At 49.6% G+C, this 18,208-nt stretch carries 16 protein-coding genes and 2 tRNA genes; 6 read left to right on the top strand and 12 right to left on the bottom strand.

Going from position 1 to position 18,208, the window contains the following annotated elements; all coding sequences use genetic code 11:
- Window position 1: 1 nt before the first annotated feature.
- Window positions 2-331 carry a thioredoxin TrxA gene (gene trxA / locus FH968_RS21310; protein WP_034461718.1) on the bottom strand — a complete coding sequence of 110 codons (330 nt, stop codon included), beginning with the start codon at window positions 329-331 and terminating at the stop codon, window positions 2-4.
- Window positions 332-449: 118 nt separating this feature from the next.
- Here trxA and rhlB point away from each other — a divergent pair, with 118 nt between their 5' ends.
- Together rhlB and gppA are read left to right on the top strand one after the other, a co-directional pair.
- Window positions 450-1,721 (top strand): ATP-dependent RNA helicase RhlB, encoded by a 1,272-nt coding sequence (gene rhlB, locus FH968_RS21305; protein ID WP_139883121.1) that lies wholly within the window; start codon window positions 450-452, stop codon window positions 1,719-1,721.
- A 5-nt stretch (window positions 1,722-1,726) separates the two neighbouring features.
- Complete coding sequence (gene gppA / locus FH968_RS21300) at window positions 1,727-3,211, top strand: guanosine-5'-triphosphate,3'-diphosphate diphosphatase (RefSeq protein WP_139883119.1); 1,485 nt, start codon at window positions 1,727-1,729, stop codon at window positions 3,209-3,211.
- Between the two features lies 1 nt (window position 3,212).
- On the opposite strand, the gene rep is transcribed toward gppA, so the two are convergent.
- Window positions 3,213-5,234, bottom strand: coding sequence for a DNA helicase Rep (gene rep, locus FH968_RS21295; RefSeq protein ID WP_139883117.1), 2,022 nt, complete (start codon window positions 5,232-5,234; stop codon window positions 3,213-3,215).
- 83 nt (window positions 5,235-5,317) lie between these two features.
- On the opposite strand from rep, the gene ppiC reads away from it, so the two are divergent.
- Window positions 5,318-5,599, top strand: coding sequence for a peptidylprolyl isomerase PpiC (ppiC, locus tag FH968_RS21290; RefSeq protein WP_139883115.1), 282 nt, complete (start codon window positions 5,318-5,320; stop codon window positions 5,597-5,599).
- A gap of 53 nt (window positions 5,600-5,652) precedes the next feature.
- Here ppiC and ilvC read toward each other — a convergent pair whose 3' ends face one another.
- Window positions 5,653-7,128 (bottom strand): ketol-acid reductoisomerase, encoded by a 1,476-nt coding sequence (gene ilvC, locus FH968_RS21285; RefSeq protein ID WP_139883113.1) that lies wholly within the window; start codon window positions 7,126-7,128, stop codon window positions 5,653-5,655.
- Window positions 7,129-7,293: 165 nt separating this feature from the next.
- Here ilvC and ilvY point away from each other — a divergent pair, with 165 nt between their 5' ends.
- The gene (gene ilvY, locus FH968_RS21280) at window positions 7,294-8,187 is read left to right on the top strand and encodes an HTH-type transcriptional activator IlvY (RefSeq protein ID WP_139883149.1); all 894 of its coding nucleotides are present in this window, start codon (window positions 7,294-7,296) and stop codon (window positions 8,185-8,187) included.
- Here ilvY and ilvA read toward each other — a convergent pair.
- The 6 genes from ilvA to ilvL all read right to left on the bottom strand — a co-directional run bounded on the left by ilvA (window position 8,184) and on the right by ilvL (window position 14,732).
- The gene (gene ilvA, locus FH968_RS21275) at window positions 8,184-9,728 is read right to left on the bottom strand and encodes a threonine ammonia-lyase, biosynthetic (RefSeq protein WP_139883146.1); all 1,545 of its coding nucleotides are present in this window, start codon (window positions 9,726-9,728) and stop codon (window positions 8,184-8,186) included. The two genes, ilvY and ilvA, sit on opposite strands and share 4 nt — an antisense overlap.
- Before the next feature lie 2 nt (window positions 9,729-9,730).
- Window positions 9,731-11,581: a dihydroxy-acid dehydratase gene (gene ilvD / locus FH968_RS21270; RefSeq protein ID WP_139883111.1), complete on the bottom strand. Its 1,851-nt coding sequence runs from the start codon at window positions 11,579-11,581 to the stop codon at window positions 9,731-9,733.
- Between the two features lie 64 nt (window positions 11,582-11,645).
- Window positions 11,646-12,575, bottom strand: coding sequence for a branched-chain amino acid transaminase (locus FH968_RS21265; protein WP_139883108.1), 930 nt, complete (start codon window positions 12,573-12,575; stop codon window positions 11,646-11,648).
- A 19-nt stretch (window positions 12,576-12,594) separates the two neighbouring features.
- Window positions 12,595-12,852 carry an acetolactate synthase 2 small subunit gene (gene ilvM, locus FH968_RS21260; protein WP_139883106.1) on the bottom strand — a complete coding sequence of 86 codons (258 nt, stop codon included), beginning with the start codon at window positions 12,850-12,852 and terminating at the stop codon, window positions 12,595-12,597.
- The gene (ilvG, locus tag FH968_RS21255; protein ID WP_139883104.1) at window positions 12,849-14,495 is read right to left on the bottom strand and encodes an acetolactate synthase 2 catalytic subunit; all 1,647 of its coding nucleotides are present in this window, start codon (window positions 14,493-14,495) and stop codon (window positions 12,849-12,851) included. The genes ilvM and ilvG overlap by 4 nt, the downstream gene beginning before the upstream one ends.
- Before the next feature lie 138 nt (window positions 14,496-14,633).
- The gene (gene ilvL / locus FH968_RS21250; protein ID WP_139883102.1) at window positions 14,634-14,732 is read right to left on the bottom strand and encodes an ilv operon leader peptide; all 99 of its coding nucleotides are present in this window, start codon (window positions 14,730-14,732) and stop codon (window positions 14,634-14,636) included.
- Between the two features lie 355 nt (window positions 14,733-15,087).
- On the opposite strand from ilvL, the gene FH968_RS21245 reads away from it, so the two are divergent.
- Window positions 15,088-16,608, top strand: coding sequence for a YifB family Mg chelatase-like AAA ATPase (locus FH968_RS21245; RefSeq protein ID WP_139883100.1), 1,521 nt, complete (start codon window positions 15,088-15,090; stop codon window positions 16,606-16,608).
- 27 nt (window positions 16,609-16,635) lie between these two features.
- Here FH968_RS21245 and FH968_RS21240 read toward each other — a convergent pair whose 3' ends face one another.
- The gene (locus FH968_RS21240) at window positions 16,636-16,974 is read right to left on the bottom strand and encodes a DUF413 domain-containing protein (RefSeq protein ID WP_139883098.1); all 339 of its coding nucleotides are present in this window, start codon (window positions 16,972-16,974) and stop codon (window positions 16,636-16,638) included.
- Between the two features lie 89 nt (window positions 16,975-17,063).
- Here FH968_RS21240 and hdfR point away from each other — a divergent pair, with 89 nt between their 5' ends.
- The gene (hdfR, locus tag FH968_RS21235; RefSeq protein WP_370451546.1) at window positions 17,064-17,918 is read left to right on the top strand and encodes an HTH-type transcriptional regulator HdfR; all 855 of its coding nucleotides are present in this window, start codon (window positions 17,064-17,066) and stop codon (window positions 17,916-17,918) included.
- An 81-nt stretch (window positions 17,919-17,999) separates the two neighbouring features.
- Here hdfR and FH968_RS21230 read toward each other — a convergent pair.
- Both FH968_RS21230 and FH968_RS21225 read right to left on the bottom strand, forming a co-directional pair.
- Window positions 18,000-18,075 (bottom strand) — tRNA-Trp (locus FH968_RS21230).
- A gap of 54 nt (window positions 18,076-18,129) precedes the next feature.
- Window positions 18,130-18,206, bottom strand: a tRNA-Asp gene (locus tag FH968_RS21225).
- Between the last annotated feature and the right edge of the window lie 2 nt (window positions 18,207-18,208).

Genomic DNA, 18,208 nt, shown 5'->3' with positions numbered 1-18,208 from the left:
ATTATGCCAGATTAGCGTCGAGGAACTCTTTTAATTGACCTTTAGACAGCGCACCGACTTTGGTCGCAGCCACTTCACCGTTCTTGAACAGCAACAGAGTTGGGATACCACGGATACCGTATTTCGGTGCCGTGCCCGGGTTCTGATCGATGTTCAGTTTAGCAACGGTCAGATTGCCCTGATATTCATCAGCGATTTCATCAAGAATCGGGGCGATCATCTTGCATGGACCACACCACTCTGCCCAGAAATCAACCAGGATCAACCCATCAGCTTTTAGCACGTCCGTGTCGAAACTGTCGTCAGTCAGGTGAATAATTTTATCGCTCATGTTCTACTCCGCAGGATTATGTCTACCTTGTTGGTGTAGCATTAACCAACTTAAGGTTGACTTTATTTCACCGGATACGCTTTCGTAAAGCAATAGTTAGCTGATATTCTACCACACTATGAGCAAAACACATTTGACCGAACAGAAGTTTTCCGACTTCGCCCTGCACCCTAAGGTGATTGAAGCCCTTGAAAATAAAGGGTTCCATAACTGCACCCCAATTCAGGCACTGGCACTACCGCTGACACTAGCGAATCGTGACGTTGCAGGGCAGGCGCAAACCGGTACTGGCAAAACGATGGCGTTTTTAACGTCAACGTTCCATTATTTACTCTCTCACCCGGTTCCAGAGAATCGTCAGGTGAACCAGCCGCGTGCCTTAATCATGGCACCGACTCGTGAACTGGCAGTACAAATTCACTCTGATGCAGAGCCACTAGCACAATCGACCGGCCTAAAACTCGGCCTGGCGTACGGTGGTGATGGCTATGACAAACAGCTTAAAGTCCTGGAAAGCGGTGTTGATATTCTTATCGGCACAACTGGCCGTTTGATTGATTATGCCAAGCAAAACCACATTAACTTAGGCGCAATTCAGGTTGTGGTGCTGGATGAAGCAGATCGCATGTACGATCTGGGCTTTATTAAAGATATCCGCTGGTTGTTCCGTCGTATGCCGCCTGTAACCCAGCGTCTGAACATGCTGTTTTCCGCGACATTATCTTACCGTGTACGTGAACTTGCCTTCGAGCAAATGAACAACGCGGAATACGTTGAAGTGGAACCTGAACAAAAAACCGGCCATCGCATCAAAGAAGAGCTGTTTTATCCTTCTAACGAAGAGAAAATGCGCCTGCTGCAAACGCTCATCGAAGAAGAATGGCCAGACCGTGCAATTATCTTCGCCAACACCAAACACCGTTGTGAAGATATTTGGGGTCACCTCGCTGCTGACGGGCATCGCGTTGGTTTGTTAACGGGCGATGTTGCTCAGAAAAAACGTCTGCGCATCCTTGAAGAATTTACCCGTGGTGATCTCGATATTCTGGTTGCGACGGACGTAGCAGCACGTGGCCTGCATATTCCGTTAGTCACTCACGTATTCAACTACGATTTACCAGATGACTGCGAAGACTACGTTCACCGTATTGGCCGTACAGGCCGTGCTGGCGAAAGCGGCCATTCTATTAGTCTGGCGTGTGAAGACTATGCGTTGAATCTGTCTGCAATTGAAACCTACATTGGTCACTCAATTCCGGTCAGCAAGTACAAAACTGAAGCACTGTTAAGCGAACTTCCTCCACCAAAGCGTCTGACGCGTGCCCGCCCGGGTAACGGCCCTCGCCGTAATGGTGGCGCATCCCGTGGTAATCGCCGTCGCACAGGTTAAAATTTATGCTCAGCTCCACCTCACTGTATGCTGCAATTGATTTAGGCTCTAATAGCTTTCATATGTTGGTTGTACGTGAGGTGGCAGGGAGCATACAAACCCTTGCTCGGATTAAACGGAAAGTACGCCTTGCTGCAGGCTTAAGCAGAGATAATACGCTTTCACGCGAAGCGATGGAGCGCGGGTGGCAATGCCTGCGCTTATTTGCTGAACGTCTTCAGGATATCCCTCAAGCACAAATTCGTGTTGTCGCAACCGCGACACTCCGCCTTGCCACTAATGCCAATGAATTCATCCAGCAAGCTGAAAAAATTCTCGGCTGCCCGGTGCAAATTATTCATGGTGAAGAAGAAGCACGCTTGATTTATCAGGGTGTAGCTCATACTACAGGTGGCGCCGATCAGCGCTTAGTCGTTGATATCGGGGGGGCAAGCACAGAACTGGTAACAGGAACAGGTGCGCAAACAACCGCCCTCTTCAGCCTATCTATGGGCTGTGTAACCTGGCTTGAGCGCTTTTTTAGCGACCGCAACCTGGCTCAAGAAAATTTTGAAGCCGCAGAGCTCGCCGCAAAAGAAGTTCTGCGTCCAGTGTGCAGTCAACTAAAACATCATGGCTGGAAAGTGTGCGTGGGAGCCTCAGGCACCGTACAAGCATTGCAAGAAATCATGATGGCGCAAGGGATGGATGAGCGCATTACTCTTGCGAAGCTACAGCAGTTGAAACAAAGAGCAATTCAATGCGGGCGGCTGGAAGAGCTGGAAATTGAAGGTTTAACGCTGGAAAGAGCACTGGTTTTCCCAAGCGGGCTGGCTATTTTAATCGCGGTTTTCGAAGAATTATCGATTAATTGCATGACACTTGCCGGCGGTGCGCTACGTGAAGGTCTGGTCTATGGAATGCTTCATTTGTCCGTTAATCAGGAAATCAGAAGTCGCACAGTTCGCAATATCCAACGTCGTTTCATGGTGGATACCGGCCAGGCAGAGCGCGTCCAACAATTAGCTCAGGCTCTCGCCAACCAGGTTAAAGATGCATGGGGTCTGACACCGCTCAGCATCGAAATGCTCAACAGCGCAGCATTACTTCATGAGATTGGCCTGAGTGTGGACTTCAAACAAGCGCCACAGCATGCCGCCTATCTGGTGAAGAACCTTGATCTTCCAGGTTACACACCAGCGCAGAAAAAACTACTGGCGACGTTAATGCTAAATCAGACTAACCCTGTCGATTTGTCATCGCTGCATCAGCAAAATGCCGTACCTCCGCGCATTGCAGAACATATTTGTCGTCTGCTACGGCTGGCTATTATCTTCGCCAGCCGCCGCCGGGATGACATCCTCCCGGAAATTACGCTGAAGGTTGAAGGTGAGACCCTGAATCTTGTGCTTCCAGAGAAGTGGCTGGAATGCCACCCACTCGGCGCAGAATTACTAGCACAAGAAAGCCTGTGGCAAAGTTACGTCCACTGGTCTTTGTCGATTCAGTAACTCAACTTTTACGTGCTTTTGCCAGCATTTCACGGATGTTGGCAACATTACTCTGCCCTTTAGTCATACGCTCTTCAGCAGAAACGACTTTACGTTCTGTTTCCCACTGCAAATCATCTTGTGGTAATTCAAGCAAGAAACGGCTAGGTTCGGGGCGAATCAGTTCACCATACTGACGGCGCTCTTTGCAAAGAGTAAAGGTCAGCTCTTTCTGGGCCCGAGTAATTCCCACGTACGCCAGGCGGCGCTCTTCGTCGATATTGTCTTCATCAATACTGCTTTGATGCGGCAGGATCCCTTCTTCCATCCCTACTAAAAAGACATACGGGAATTCCAACCCTTTTGAGGCATGCAAAGTCATCAACTGCACCTGATCTGTGTCTTCGTCGTTCTCACCGCGCTCCATCATATCGCGCAGTGTAAAACGCGTGACGACCTGAGTAAGCGTCATTGGCTCTTCCATTTCTGAGCCTTCCAACATTTCCGTCATCCAGCTAAACAGAAGATTGACGTTCTTCATGCGCATTTCTGCGGCTTTCTGGCTAGGTGACGTTTCATACAACCAGCTTTCATAGTCAATGCCGTGAATCAAATCACGCACCGCAGCAATCGGCTCGCGTTCAGCCAAAGTAGCAACATCACGAAGCCAGTGGGTGAAGCGCTGTAACGACTCCAGGCCACGCCCACCCAGGGTTTGGCTCAGCCCCATATCAAAGCTTGCGCCAAACAAACCTTTATTCCGTTGCGAAGCCCAGGCACCCAGTTTTTGCAACGTCACTGGGCCAATTTCTCTTTTCGGCGTATTCACAATTCGCATGAATGCACTGTCGTCATCCGGGTTGGTCAGAACACGCAGATAAGCGAGTAAGTCTTTGATTTCAGGTCGAGAGAAGAACGATGTGCCGCCAGAAATACGATATGGAATTCGGTTCTGCATCAGCATTTTTTCAAACACACGCGACTGGTGATTCCCACGATAGAGAATGGCGTAATCTTTGTAGTTGGTCTTATTAATGAAGTGATGGGCAATAAGTTCACCAGTTACCCGTTCGGCTTCATGATCTTCACTGTTGGCCGTTACTACTTTTAATTCCGTACCGTAGTCCAACTCAGAAAAAAGACGTTTTTCAAACACGTGTGGGTTATTGGCGATCAGAATGTTTGCGGCTTTAAGAATACGACCCGAAGAACGGTAATTCTGCTCAAGCTTAATGACCTGCAGCGCTGGGAAATCCTGGCTCAGCAATACCAGGTTTTGTGGTCGTGCACCACGCCAGGAATAAATAGACTGATCGTCATCGCCGACCACAGTAAAGCGAGCCCGGGCACCCACCAGCAACTTCACCAATTCGTACTGACTGGTGTTGGTATCCTGATATTCATCCACTAGCAAATAGCGGATGCGGTTTTGCCAACGCTCACGCACCTCTTCGTTACTCTGCAAAAGCAGTGTTGGCAGCAAAATCAAATCGTCAAAATCCAGCACGTTGCAGGATTTCAGATGGGTATCGTATAGACCATAACAATGGGCGAAGATTCGGTCACGCTCGCCTTTAGCTTGCACCGCCGCTTGAGACGGCGTCATCAGATCATTTTTCCAGTTTGAGATCGTCGAGATCAACTGCTGCAATAATGTCTTGTCATCCTCGAGCAAACCTTCGGTCAGCTCTTTCAGCAAGGCGGTCTGGTCGGTGTCGTCAAACAGAGAGAAATTAGACTTCATCCCCAACGCGGCAAATTCACGTTTGATTATCTCAAGCCCCAATGTATGGAAGGTTGAAATCAGCAAACCGCGTGCTTCTTTGCGTCCCAACGTTTGCGCCACACGTTCTTTCATCTCACGAGCCGCCTTGTTGGTAAACGTCACAGCTGCGATATGACGAGCTTGATAACCGCATTCCCGAATCAAGTACGCCATTTTGTTGGTGATCACACGCGTTTTGCCCGAGCCTGCGCCCGCCAGGACCAGGCAGGGTCCGGTTACAAATTCAACAGCTTGTTGTTGGCCAGGGTTTAAACGCATAAGGTCACTCAATGAAAGTCGGGAGGGGAGAAAAACAGCGTGGTAGTATAGCGAGCGTAATCCATACGACTCAAGGCACTATCATGGCAAAAACCGCAGCAGCATTGCATATCCTTGTTAAGGAAGAAAAACTGGCTCAGGAAATTTTGGCGCAGCTTCAGAATGGCGGCGATTTTGAAAAACTGGCTAAAAAGCATTCCACCTGCCCATCAGGCAAAAAAGGTGGTCACTTAGGTGAATTCCGTCAGGGCCAGATGGTTCCGGCGTTCGATAAAGTGGTGTTCTCCTGCCCGCTGCTGGAGCCAACAGGCCCGCTGCACACGCAGTTTGGTTACCACATCATCAAAGTGTTGTACCGCAATTAAGTGAAAAGGCCGGGGATTCCCCGGCCTTTTCATTTCCAGAACTCTAAATCTGATTACCCAGCAACAGCAATACGTTTCATATCTTTCATGTAGCCGCGCAGTTTCTTACCAACCTCTTCGATTTCATGGTTGCGAATCGCTTCGTTAACATCACGCAGCTGCGCGTTATCAACTGCACCAGCTGGGATTTCTTTACCCAAATCACCTGCCTGCAACGTAGTCATGAACTCTTTCAGCAATGGAACCGCTGCGTAAGAGAACAGGTAGTTACCGTATTCGGCGGTATCGGAGATAACCACGTTCATTTCATACAGGCGCTTACGAGCGATGGTGTTCGCAATCAGCGGTAGTTCATGCAGTGACTCGTAGTAAGCTGACTCTTCGATGATGCCTGCATCAACCATAGTTTCAAACGCCAGCTCAACGCCCGCTTTTACCATCGCGATCATCAGAACGCCTTTATCGAAATATTCCTGCTCAGAGATTTTACCTTCAAACTGTGCAGTGGTTTCGAACGCAGTTTTTCCGGTCTCTTCACGCCAGGTCAGCAGGTTTTTATCGTCATTTGCCCAGTCAGCCATCATACCGGAAGAGAATTCACCGGAGATGATGTCGTCCATATGTTTCTGGAACAGCGGAGCCATGATGGTTTTCAGTTGTTCAGACAGCGCGTAAGCACGGATTTTGGCCGGGTTGGACAAGCGGTCCATCATCAGCGTAATACCGCCTTGTTTCAACGCTTCGGTGATGGTTTCCCAGCCGAACTGAATCAGTTTTTCTGCGTATGCCGGGTCGGTGCCTTCTTCCACCAGCTTATCGAAGCACAACAGAGAGCCCGCTTGCAGCATACCGCACAGAATTGTTTGTTCGCCCATCAGGTCAGATTTTACTTCTGCCACGAAGGAAGATTCCAGAACACCTGCACGATGACCACCGGTCGCCGCGGCCCAGGCTTTAGCGATTGCCATGCCTTCGCCTTTCGGATCGTTTTCCGGGTGAACTGCAATCAGAGTCGGTACGCCGAAACCACGTTTGTATTCTTCACGAACTTCAGTACCTGGGCATTTTGGAGCAACCATCACAACAGTGATGTCTTTACGAATTTGCTCGCCTACTTCAACCACGTTGAAACCGTGGGAGTAACCCAGTGCTGCGCCGTCTTTCATCATCGGCTGTACAGCTTTAACAACTGCTGAGTGCTGCTTATCTGGAGTCAAGTTAACAACCAGATCAGCTTGTGGGATCAGATCTTCGTAAGTACCTACTTTAAAACCATTTTCTGTCGCTTTACGCCATGAAGCGCGCTTCTCAGCGATAGCTTCTGCACGCAGAGCATAAGCAACATCCAGACCGGAATCACGCATGTTCAGACCTTGGTTCAGACCCTGCGCGCCACAACCGACGATGACGACTTTTTTACCTTTGAGGTAGCTTGCTTCATCAGCGAACTCTTCACGCCCCATGAAACGACATTTACCCAGTTGCGCCAACTGCTGACGCAGGTTCAAAGTATTGAAATAATTAGCCATCGTGTAACTCCGTGATTGTCGTGTTGTGCTTCTTGTAAGGGTCGCTTGCCGTGTCGTGCTTGCGAATAATGAACCCACTATATGACAGGAAATGCGTTGCTTAAATTGATATATTAACAACGTGACGTTGCAATTATTGCAACGTAAAAATGAGGGTTGATGACCATGGATTTACGCGATCTGAAAACGTTCCTTCATCTTGCGGATAGCCGCCATTTCGGTAGAAGCGCACGAGCGATGCACGTCAGCCCATCCACGCTTTCGCGCCAGATTCAGCGTCTCGAAGATGATCTTGGTCAACCCTTATTTTTACGCGATAACCGCACCGTTACGCTGACTGAAGCCGGAGAACAACTCAAACAGTTCGCGCAACACACGCTGTTGCAGTATCAACAAATGCGCCACACGATTGGACAAGAAGGCCCCTCGCTTTCCGGCGAGCTACATCTTTTTTGTTCCGTCACCGCTGCATACAGCCATTTGCCCCCTATTCTCGACAGATTCCGTGCTGAACATCCAAATGTGGAGATCAAACTGACCACGGGCGATGCTGCCGATGCGGTAGAAAAAGTTGATTCAGATGAAGCCGATCTCGCCATCGCCGGTAAGCCTGAAACTTTACCGCCCGGTGTTGCGTTCTCGATTCTGGATAATTTATCTGTAGCGCTAATTGCGCCGGCACTGCCCTGTCCGGTTCGTGCGCAGGTGAACCAACCAGATCCTGACTGGGCAAAAGTGCCGTTTATTTTGCCGGATCAAGGGCCAGTACGCCGCCGCATTGAATTGTGGTTTCGTCGGCAAAAAATCAGCAATCCGTTTATCTATGCAACGGTCGCGGGGCATGAAGCGATGGTGTCGATGGTGGCGCTGGGATGTGGCGTTGCACTTATCCCGGAAATCGTACTTGAGAATAGCCCTGAACCGGTACGAAACCGTGTGCAAATACTGGAACGCAGCGATGAAAATACGCCGTTCGAGCTTGGCGTTTGCGTACAAAAAAAGCGGCTCAATGAGCCGCTTGTTCATGCGTTCTGGAAATTACTACCCGGTAGTCACTAGCCTGCAAGGAAGAAACGGAACGCCGGATTATTTGTCTCGTCATGGCAATCGTAGCCTAGCTCGTTCAGACGAGTTTCAAAGTCAGGCTCGTTATCGCCCAGTTCAAATGCCGCCAGTACGCGGCCATAATCCGTACCATGACTGCGATAGTGGAACAGGGAGATATTCCAGTGCGTACCCAGCGTTTGCAGGAATTTCAGCAATGCTCCAGGTGATTCCGGGAATTCGAAACTATACAGCCGCTCGCTTAATGGCTTGGACGGACGCCCACCCACCATGTAGCGCACGTGCAGTTTCGCCATCTCGTCATCAGATAGATCGACAACTCCATAATCGCCTTCATTAAGCAATGCGATAATTTCTTGTCTCTCTGCCACTCCACGCGTCAGGCGAACACCCACGAAGATGCAGGCCTCTGACGAACTGGAATAACGATAGTTGAATTCCGTGACCGAGCGTCCGCCAAGCAACTGGCAGAATTTCAGGAAGCTACCTTTTTGCTCCGGAATGGTCACCGCCAGCAGCGCTTCACGCTGTTCGCCAAGCTCGCAGCGTTCAGAGACATAACGCAAGCCGTGAAAGTTTACATTAGCACCGGAAAGCACATGCGCCAGGCGTTCACCACGAATCTGATGCTGCTGGATGTATTTCTTCATCCCCGCCAGCGCCAGAGCGCCAGAGGGTTCAGCAACCGCACGCACATCTTCGAACAAATCTTTCATGGCCGCGCAAATCGCATCGCTATCCACAGTGATGATATCGTCGAGATATTCTTGACACAGACGGAATGTTTCATCGCCGATACGCTTAACCGCAACGCCTTCAGCAAACCCGCCCACACGCGCCAAATCAACAGGTTTGCCCGCATCTAACGCCGCTTTCAGACAAGCGGAGTCTTCTGCTTCAACAGCAATCACTTTGATTTGCGGCATCAGTTGTTTGATAAGCACCGCAACACCCGCCGCTAAACCACCACCACCTACCGGTACAAATACACGGTCGATATGCGCATCCTGTTGCAATAGCTCAAGCGCCAGTGTTCCCTGCCCGGCAATCACTGCCGGATGGTCGAACGGAGGAACGTAAGTGAAACCCTGCTGCTGTGAAAGCTCAATTGCGCGAGCCTTCGCTTCATCAAAGTTTGCGCCGTGCAGAAGCACTTCTCCACCAAACGCCCTGACAGCATCCACTTTGATATCAGCCGTGGTAACCGGCATGACGATTAAAGATTTGATGCCCAGACGTGTTGAAGAAAGCGCCACACCCTGCGCGTGGTTTCCCGCAGAAGCAGTAATCACACCACTGGCTTTTTGCTCGCTGTTAAGCCCGGCAATCATCGCGTATGCGCCACGCAGTTTGAAACTGTGCACAGGTTGCCGGTCTTCGCGCTTCACCAGAATGACGTTATCCAGACGTGACGACAGCTTTTCCATCTTCTGCAATGGTGTGACCTGCGCGACTTCGTAAACCGGTGCGCGCAGCACTGCTCGCAGATATTCCGCCCCACAAGGGGCGTCTGGTAGCGGTTGTGATTCGGCCATCATTAGCCTCCAAGCTTACTTTTATCGCGCACCGCGCCTTTATCGGCACTGGTGGCAAGCATCGCGTAAGCGCGCAGAGCGAAAGAAACCTGGCGTTCACGCGCACGCGGAGTCCATGCTTGAGCATCGCGAGCTTCTTGCAATTCACGACGTGCTGCCAATTGCTGCTCGGACAGTTCCAGTTGGATACCACGGGACGGGATATCAATGGCGATCATGTCGCCATCTTCAATGAGCGCGATATTGCCACCGCTTGCTGCTTCCGGAGAAACGTGGCCAATTGACAAGCCAGATGTCCCACCAGAGAAACGACCATCGGTGATCAACGCACAAGATTTACCCAGACCCATAGATTTCAGGAAGGTTGTTGGGTACAGCATCTCTTGCATACCTGGCCCACCTTTCGGCCCTTCGTAGCGAATAACAACAACATCTCCGGCTACAACTTTGCCGCCAAGAATGGCTTCAACCGCATCATCCTGGCTTTCATAAACTTTCGCAGGTCCTCGGAACACCAAACTTTCATCATCCACGCCAGCGGTTTTCACGATACAGCCGTTTTCTGCGAAGTTACCGTACAGCACGGCTAAACCTCCTTCCTGGCTGTATGCGTGTTCTTTCGAACGGATACAACCGTTTTGGCGGTCAACGTCCAGAGAATCCCAACGGCAGGATTGTGAGAATGCCTTCGTAGTACGAATACCGGCCGGGCCTGCGGAGAACATACTTTTCACGCTTTCATCTTTAGTCAGCATGACATCGTACTGTTCCAGCGTTTGTGACAGAGTCAGACCCAGAACGTTTTTCACATTGCGATGCAGTAAGCCACCACGATCCAGCTCGCCCAAAATACCGATTACACCACCTGCGCGGTGCACATCTTCCATATGGTATTTCTGGGTACTCGGTGCGACTTTACACAGTTGCGGGACTTTGCGAGAAAGCTTGTCGATATCGGTCATGGTGAAATCGAGTTCTGCTTCCTGAGCAGCAGCTAATAAATGCAGTACGGTATTGGTTGAGCCACCCATCGCAACATCCAGCGTCATCGCGTTCTCAAATGCTTCTTTGCTGGCGATGCTGCGCGGCAATGCACTTTCGTCATCCTGCTCGTAATAACGCTTGGTCAGGGAAACTATGCGTTTACCAGCATTCAGGAACAGCTCTTTACGATCTGAGTGTGTTGCCAGCAGAGAGCCGTTCCCCGGTTGAGATAAACCCAGCGCTTCGGTCAGGCAGTTCATGGAGTTCGCTGTGAACATGCCAGAACAGGAACCACACGTTGGACATGCAGAACGCTCAACCTGCTCGCTTTGCTCGTCACTAACCTTAGGATCAGCCCCTTGAATCATCGCATCAACCAGATCGAGTTTGATGATTTGGTCAGATAGCTTAGTTTTCCCGGCTTCCATCGGACCGCCAGAAACAAAAATGACCGGAATGTTCAGGCGCAAAGCTGCCATCAACATCCCTGGGGTGATTTTGTCGCAGTTGGAGATACAAACCATTGCGTCTGCACAGTGTGCATTCACCATATACTCCACGGAATCTGCAATCAGCTCGCGTGACGGCAGAGAATAAAGCATTCCGCCGTGGCCCATGGCGATACCGTCATCAACGGCGATGGTGTTGAATTCTTTAGCGACGCCGCCGGATGCTTCGATTTGTTCGGCAACTAGCTTACCCAAATCTCGCAGATGAACGTGACCTGGCACGAACTGAGTAAAAGAGTTTACTACCGCAATAATTGGCTTGCCGAAATCGTCATCTGTCATCCCTGTTGCGCGCCACAAAGCGCGGGCACCCGCCATATTACGGCCATGGGTGGTGGTGGCTGAACGGTACTTAGGCATGCTTATTTACTCCAGTCTGTCTGTCGAGCGGACGGTAATAACCATCCGCCTGGTTATATTTTAATTATTGGTTAACTGGATCTAACCAGCCCCATTTATCTTCTGTTTCGCCAGTGAATAGGCCAAAGAATGCCTGCTGAATACGTTTGGTGACCGGGCCGCAACGGCCTTCACCTACCTGAATACCATCAACGCTGCGTACCGGCGTGATTTCAGCTGCGGTACCGGACATAAACACTTCATCAGCCAGGTAGAGTGATTCACGAGACAACACTTGTTCGCGCACTTCGATACCTAAGTCTTTCGCCAGCTTGATAATGGCATCACGGGTAATGCCCGGCAGCGCAGAAGAAGTAAATGGCGGGGTAAACAGAATGTCATCTTTCACTTCAAAGAGATTTTCTCCTGCACCTTCAGACAAGTAGCCGTTCACATCCAGCGCGATGCCTTCTTGATAACCGTGGCGACGTGCTTCGCTGCCAACCAGTAAGGAGGAAAGGTAGTTACCGCCCGCTTTAGCAGCAGTAGGAATAGTGTTTGGCGCTACACGGTTCCATGAGGAAACCATCGCATCGATCCCTTGATCCAGCGCTTCTGCGCCCAGGTATGCACCCCATGGGAAGGCTGCGATGATAACATCAGTGGTATAACCGTCTGGCGGGTTAACGCCCATACCCACGTCCCCCACAAATACCAGAGGGCGGATATACGCGCTGGTCAGGTTGTTTTTGCGAATAACGGCGCGGCAAGCCTCCATCAGCTCATCAACGCTTTGTGATACAGGGAAACGATAGATTTTTGCGGAATCACGCAAACGCTGCATGTGTTCACGATGGCGGAACACCACTGGACCAATGTGAGATTCGTAGCAACGAATGCCTTCAAACACCGATGTACCGTAATGCAGTGCGTGCGACATTACGTGAACCTTTGCCTCGCCCCACGGCGTCATCTCACCATTGAACCAGATGTAATCAGCTTTCTTCGTTGTCATTATTCTCTTCCTTCTGCGCTCAGGCGCGGATTTGTTGTGTTGTTTGTTGCTGGATTTCGACGCGACCAACGTCAACCAGTTTGCTTAATTGACTAAACAGTAATTCGACTGGGCGCAGGCTGGCAACGGTCAATTCAATATTAATATCGTCGGTATTCCCCACCGTGACCATATTCATAGAACAAACCTGAAAACCGCGATGACGTACGACACGTAACACACGCTCCAGTGTTTCTGGACGAAAATGGGCCGTTACTGCGAGCTGATGTTGCATCATGATAATTTCTCCAGCATTTGAGAGTTACTGGCACCCGGTGGTACCAACGGCCAGACATTTTCATACTCATCAATTGAGACGTGAAGCATGAACGGACCATCGCTGCTCAGCATCGTTTCGATGGCGGTTTCTACCTGGTCTTTACGAGTAATGTGAAGGCCAGGGATACCAAAGGCGCTGGCCAGAGTGAGAAAATCAGGGTTATCGGAGAGATTGGTTTCGCTATAACGTTCGGAGAAAAACATCTGCTGCCACTGGCGAACCATCCCTAGACGTTGGTTATCCAGTAAAACGATTTTCAACGGCAGCTGTTTTCGTTTTACGGTGCCCAACTCCTGAACGTTCATCATGAATGAGCCATCACCCGAGATACAGATGACCGTATCATTCGGTCGTGCGACCTGAGCCCCCACGGCCGCCGGTAAACCAAAGCCCATCGTCCCCAGACCACTTGAGGTGATGAAGTTTTCCGGGCGCGTAAAGGACATATGCTGAGCCGTCCACATTTGGTGCTGGCCCACATCGGTAGTAACCACACAATCATGGGGCTTGCGGTCAGAGATTTGTTTCAGCAATAACGGAGCAAAAATGGCCTGGCCTGGATGATCGTAGCGCCAGAGGTTTTCGGCACGTAAGGTTGAGACTTCTTGCTGCCACTCAGAAATGTCCAGCGGCTGTTGCAGTGCCTGCAATAAGTCAGTTAAATCGCCCTGCAATCCGATGTGCGCCTGGCGCAATTTACCCAGTTCTGCCGGGTCGATATCCATATGAATAACTTTGGCGTGTGGGGCAAATGTATTCAGCTTACCCGTTACGCGGTCATCAAAACGCGCGCCAACTGCAATCAGCAAATCACACTCTTGTACCGCAAGATTTGCCGCTTTGGTGCCATGCATACCTAACATGCCGGTATAAAAAGGATGGGCAGCCGGAACCGCGCCCAGACCTTTAAGTGTGACAGTGGAAGGCATATTAGTGACAGCGATAAACTCACGCAGGGCCGGAACTGCCTGAGCCATACCGACTCCACCGCCAACATACAACATCGGCTTACGGGCGTTTGCGATCATTTCACGAGCTTGTTGCAGCTCGGCATGTGGCATCTCGAAATCGTCTTCAACGGTTGATAGCCACGGCTCCAGATCTCCCTGTGCTAACTGGATATCTTTAGGGATATCCACCAATACGGGACCTGGACGACCAGAATTTGCAATTTCGAAGGCTTCTGCAAGAACGCGAGGTAAATCATCGAAAGATTCAACGAGGAAGCTGTGTTTGGTACAAGCGAGGGACAATCCTAAAACATCTACTTCCTGAAAAGCGTCGGTGCCAATGAAGGGAGCGGCTACCTGGCCGGTGATAGCAACGATTGGAACGGAGTCTAACAGCGCATCGGCAAGACCGGTTATCAGGTTGGTGGCGCCAGGCCCAGAGGTTGCGATACAAACACCTGTTTTTCCAGTAGAGCGTGCATACCCGATGGCGGCCATTGCTGCACCTTGCTCATGGCGGCAGAGTAAATGCTCCACACCACCGTCATACAACGCATCGTAGACTGGCATGATTGCGCCACCCGGATAGCCGAAAACTGTTTCTACACCCTGCGCTCGCAACGCATGTACCACCCACTGCGCACCATTCATAGTTAGTTCCTCGACTCATTATCGGAGAAACAGAGTTTTATGCTGCAATACATCATCTGTTCCTCTGCGAATTTTTTGCCCAACAAAAAACCCCCGGACCTTTCGGTGCGGGGGTTCTTTTCGATTCAGGCTTGATTTTTAAGCCTTTCTTTCTCCAAGTGCAGCCCCGCACGGTGGGATAATAGTCACCACCACGCTAATCACGACTAGGCTAATCACTCGTAGAAGGGCTTTCATGTTTGTATATTCTGGCTACTTATTCGAAGTAATGCCTACAGAGTTATCACAGAGACAGGAGTAGGCACAAGATTTTTTTATGGGTAACGCAGTGCTTTAAAAATCAATTTATAGAAAAACTTTTTGTTTTCAGTCAGTAATAAGATAATGAAAATATTTCACTCAAATCGATTTCTTATCTACTGAGCCAAAAATCCGTGTAGGAGATAAAAGTTTTGCGAGTCATATCGCAGAATATTTTTCAAAAAGGAAATCTCAGCCAAAAGTCTGGAAAGCAGTTCGAGGAACATCACTTCACCTCTTTAGGCAACGCTCACAAGCTGACAGGATGAACGTTCACCCAGAGGAACGAACTATGTCACTCGCAGTTGTTAGTACAAGAGCAGCTTTAGGTATCACTGCGCCACTGGTAACCGTTGAAGTTCATATTAGCCAGGGATTGCCGGGTTTAACCCTCGTCGGATTACCGGAAACTACTGTGCGAGAGGCCAGAGACCGGGTGCGAAGTGCCATCATCAACAGTGGTTACACATTTCCGGCACGCAAAATCACGATAAATCTTGCCCCAGCAGATCTCCCTAAGGACGGAGGTAGATATGACTTACCTATCGCTCTGGCACTACTGGCTGCGTCTGAGCAGCTTTCCATTGATAAGCTGGGTCAATATGAGTTCGTCGGTGAGTTAGCGCTTACCGGCGCGTTACGTGGCGTCCCGGGTGCGATTTCATCTGCTATGGAAGCTTTAAAATCAGGGAAGAAGATAATTGTCGCCAATGAAAATTCCGCAGAACTTGGTTTGATTGAGCAAACTGGCTGTTTTATCGCAAACCATCTCACCGAAGTTTGTGCATTCCTGGAAGGAACAGGCGAATTATCTACCCCAGAAAAACAACAGCTGCAGCCCATTGAACATCGGCAAGATCTCAATGAAATTTTGGGTCAGTCACAAGGTAAGAGAGCGTTAGAGATCACTGCTGCTGGCGGACACAACCTATTGCTTATCGGTCCGCCAGGCACCGGTAAGACGATGTTAGTTAGCCGGCTGAATACATTACTCCCGCCATTAAGCGACAGTGAAGCACTAGAGAGTGCAGCTATTATCAGCCTGGTCAATCCACATACGCTACAGCAGCAGTGGCGTCAGCGTCCATTCAGAGCGCCTCACCACAGTGCTTCGTTGAGTGCGATGGTTGGCGGAGGTTCGATTCCCCGTCCTGGTGAGATTTCGCTGGCTCACAACGGCGTACTGTTCCTTGATGAACTACCGGAATTTGAACGCCGTGTGCTCGATGCATTACGTGAGCCTATAGAATCGGGAGAAATACACATCTCCCGTACTCGCGCCAAAATCAGTTACCCAGCAAACTTTCAACTTCTGGCCGCGATGAACCCTAGTCCAACAGGTCACTATCAAGGCAAGCACAATCGCTGCACGCCCGAACAGACTCTGCGTTATCTAAACCGCCTTTCAGGACCATTTCTTGATCGCTTTGATTTATCCGTCGAGATCCCTCTACCACCACCCGGCATGCTAAGTAATCCTAATCTAAGCAGTGAAAGTAGTGCAGAGGTAAGAGCTCGGGTAATTACCACGCAACAACGGCAGTATGCTCGCCAGCATAAACTTAATGCGAGATTGGATAACCATGAAATCCGAAAGTATTGTGTTATTGAGCACAGTGATGCGGTGTGGTTGGAAGAAACACTCGTTAAACTAGGTTTGTCAGTACGTGCGTGGCAACGATTATTAAAAGTCGCACGAACAATCGCAGATATTCAGCAACGCGAGCAGATAAAGCGGGAACATCTTTTGGAAGCACTTAGCTATCGAGCAATTGACCGTTTACTCATTCACTTGCAGCAGCTAACAGGATAAAAAAATGGGGCTTTCGCCCCATTTTTATTAATCTTCACTGTCGGTGTAGTCTTCAACCGCATCTGCCTGTGGTTTGCCACCAGAGAGAGTATGGAAACGTTTAGGACGCTTGATACGCGTCATATACTTGCTCCACACACGCTCAGCATCTGTAACGGGCTCACGTTCGCCACGGCATACTGATACAAACAGAACTTCTTCTTCAGTACCGGGTTCACGCTTGCCAAGATCCAGCTCATTGAACGCATAACCATGACGTTCTAACAGTTGGGCTTCTTTGATGGTGAAATCACCATGCCGAGCGAACCCGCGCGGATAATGTTTATTGTCGAAAAACCGATTAGTCGTCGTAAAGCTTTCCGCCATCCTGCACGCTCCTAATTCTCTTGGTCGAGCTATTTATGGCGCGGAGTATTAGTTACGCTTGACAGAGCGTCAAACAAAACATTTAAATCATAACGACAAATTTTTTTTGGGAGAGAGTTGTGGATACTGAATTACTAAAAACGTTCCTCGAAGTGAGCCGAACACGGCATTTTGGGCGGGCGGCTGAAGCACTTTATCTAACACAATCAGCTGTTAGCTTCCGAATTCGCCAATTAGAGAACCAACTTGGGGTAAATCTTTTCACTCGCCATCGTAATAACATTCGTCTAACGACTGCTGGTGAGCGTTTGTTGCCCTACGCCGAAAACTTAATGAACACCTGGCTGGCGGCTAAAAAAGAGGTTTCCCACACGTCTCAGCACAATGAATTAACAATTGGTGCTAGCTCATCGCTTTGGGAATGCATGCTTTCAGAGTGGCTTATAGCCCTATATCAACAGCATAAAGACCTGCAGTTCGAGGCACGAATATCCCAACGACAGTCTCTGGTTAAACAATTACATGAACGACAACTTGATCTGCTGATCACGACAGAATCACCAAAGATGGATGAATTTTCTAGTCAGTTACTGGGGCATTTTAACCTGGCGCTATACTCTGCCTCTCCACAAATCACCAAAGCAGAACTAACATACTTGCGCCTTGAGTGGGGGCCTGACTTTCAGCAGCATGAAATAGGGCTTATCAGTAATGATGACATTCCGGTGCTGACAACTAGCTCCGCTCAGATAGCCTACAAACTGTTACCACAGCTCAATGGATGTTCATTTTTACCCGTAGAGTGGGCCAAAGAACGTGCGGGAATTTACCAGGTAGCTGATACAAATATGCTTTCGCGCCCTTTGTATGCAATTTGGCTGCAAAATAGCGATAAACAAAGCACAATCAAAGAGTTATTAAAGACACCACTCATGGCGCAGTAATGCGCTTTTGTGATTTTTTTGGAGGGGAGTTGAGGATTTTTAAGCAAAAAAAATCCTTTGCCGAAGCAAAGGATTATTATATGGCAGGGGCGGAGAGACTCGAACTCGCGACACCCGGTTTTGGAGACCGGTGCTCTACCAACTGAGCTACGCCCCTAAAGAACGCTTATTATTAAGCCTGCTAATTTAGCAGGCATAATTTTTTAATAAGTGGCGGAACGGACGGGACTCGAACCCGCGACCCCCTGCGTGACAGGCAGGTATTCTAACCGACTGAACTACCGCTCCAC

The sequence above is a fragment of the Buttiauxella sp. B2 genome, from assembly GCF_006376615.1.
Taxonomy (GTDB): domain Bacteria; phylum Pseudomonadota; class Gammaproteobacteria; order Enterobacterales; family Enterobacteriaceae; genus Buttiauxella.
This window is presented reverse-complemented; position numbering and strand designations above follow the sequence as displayed.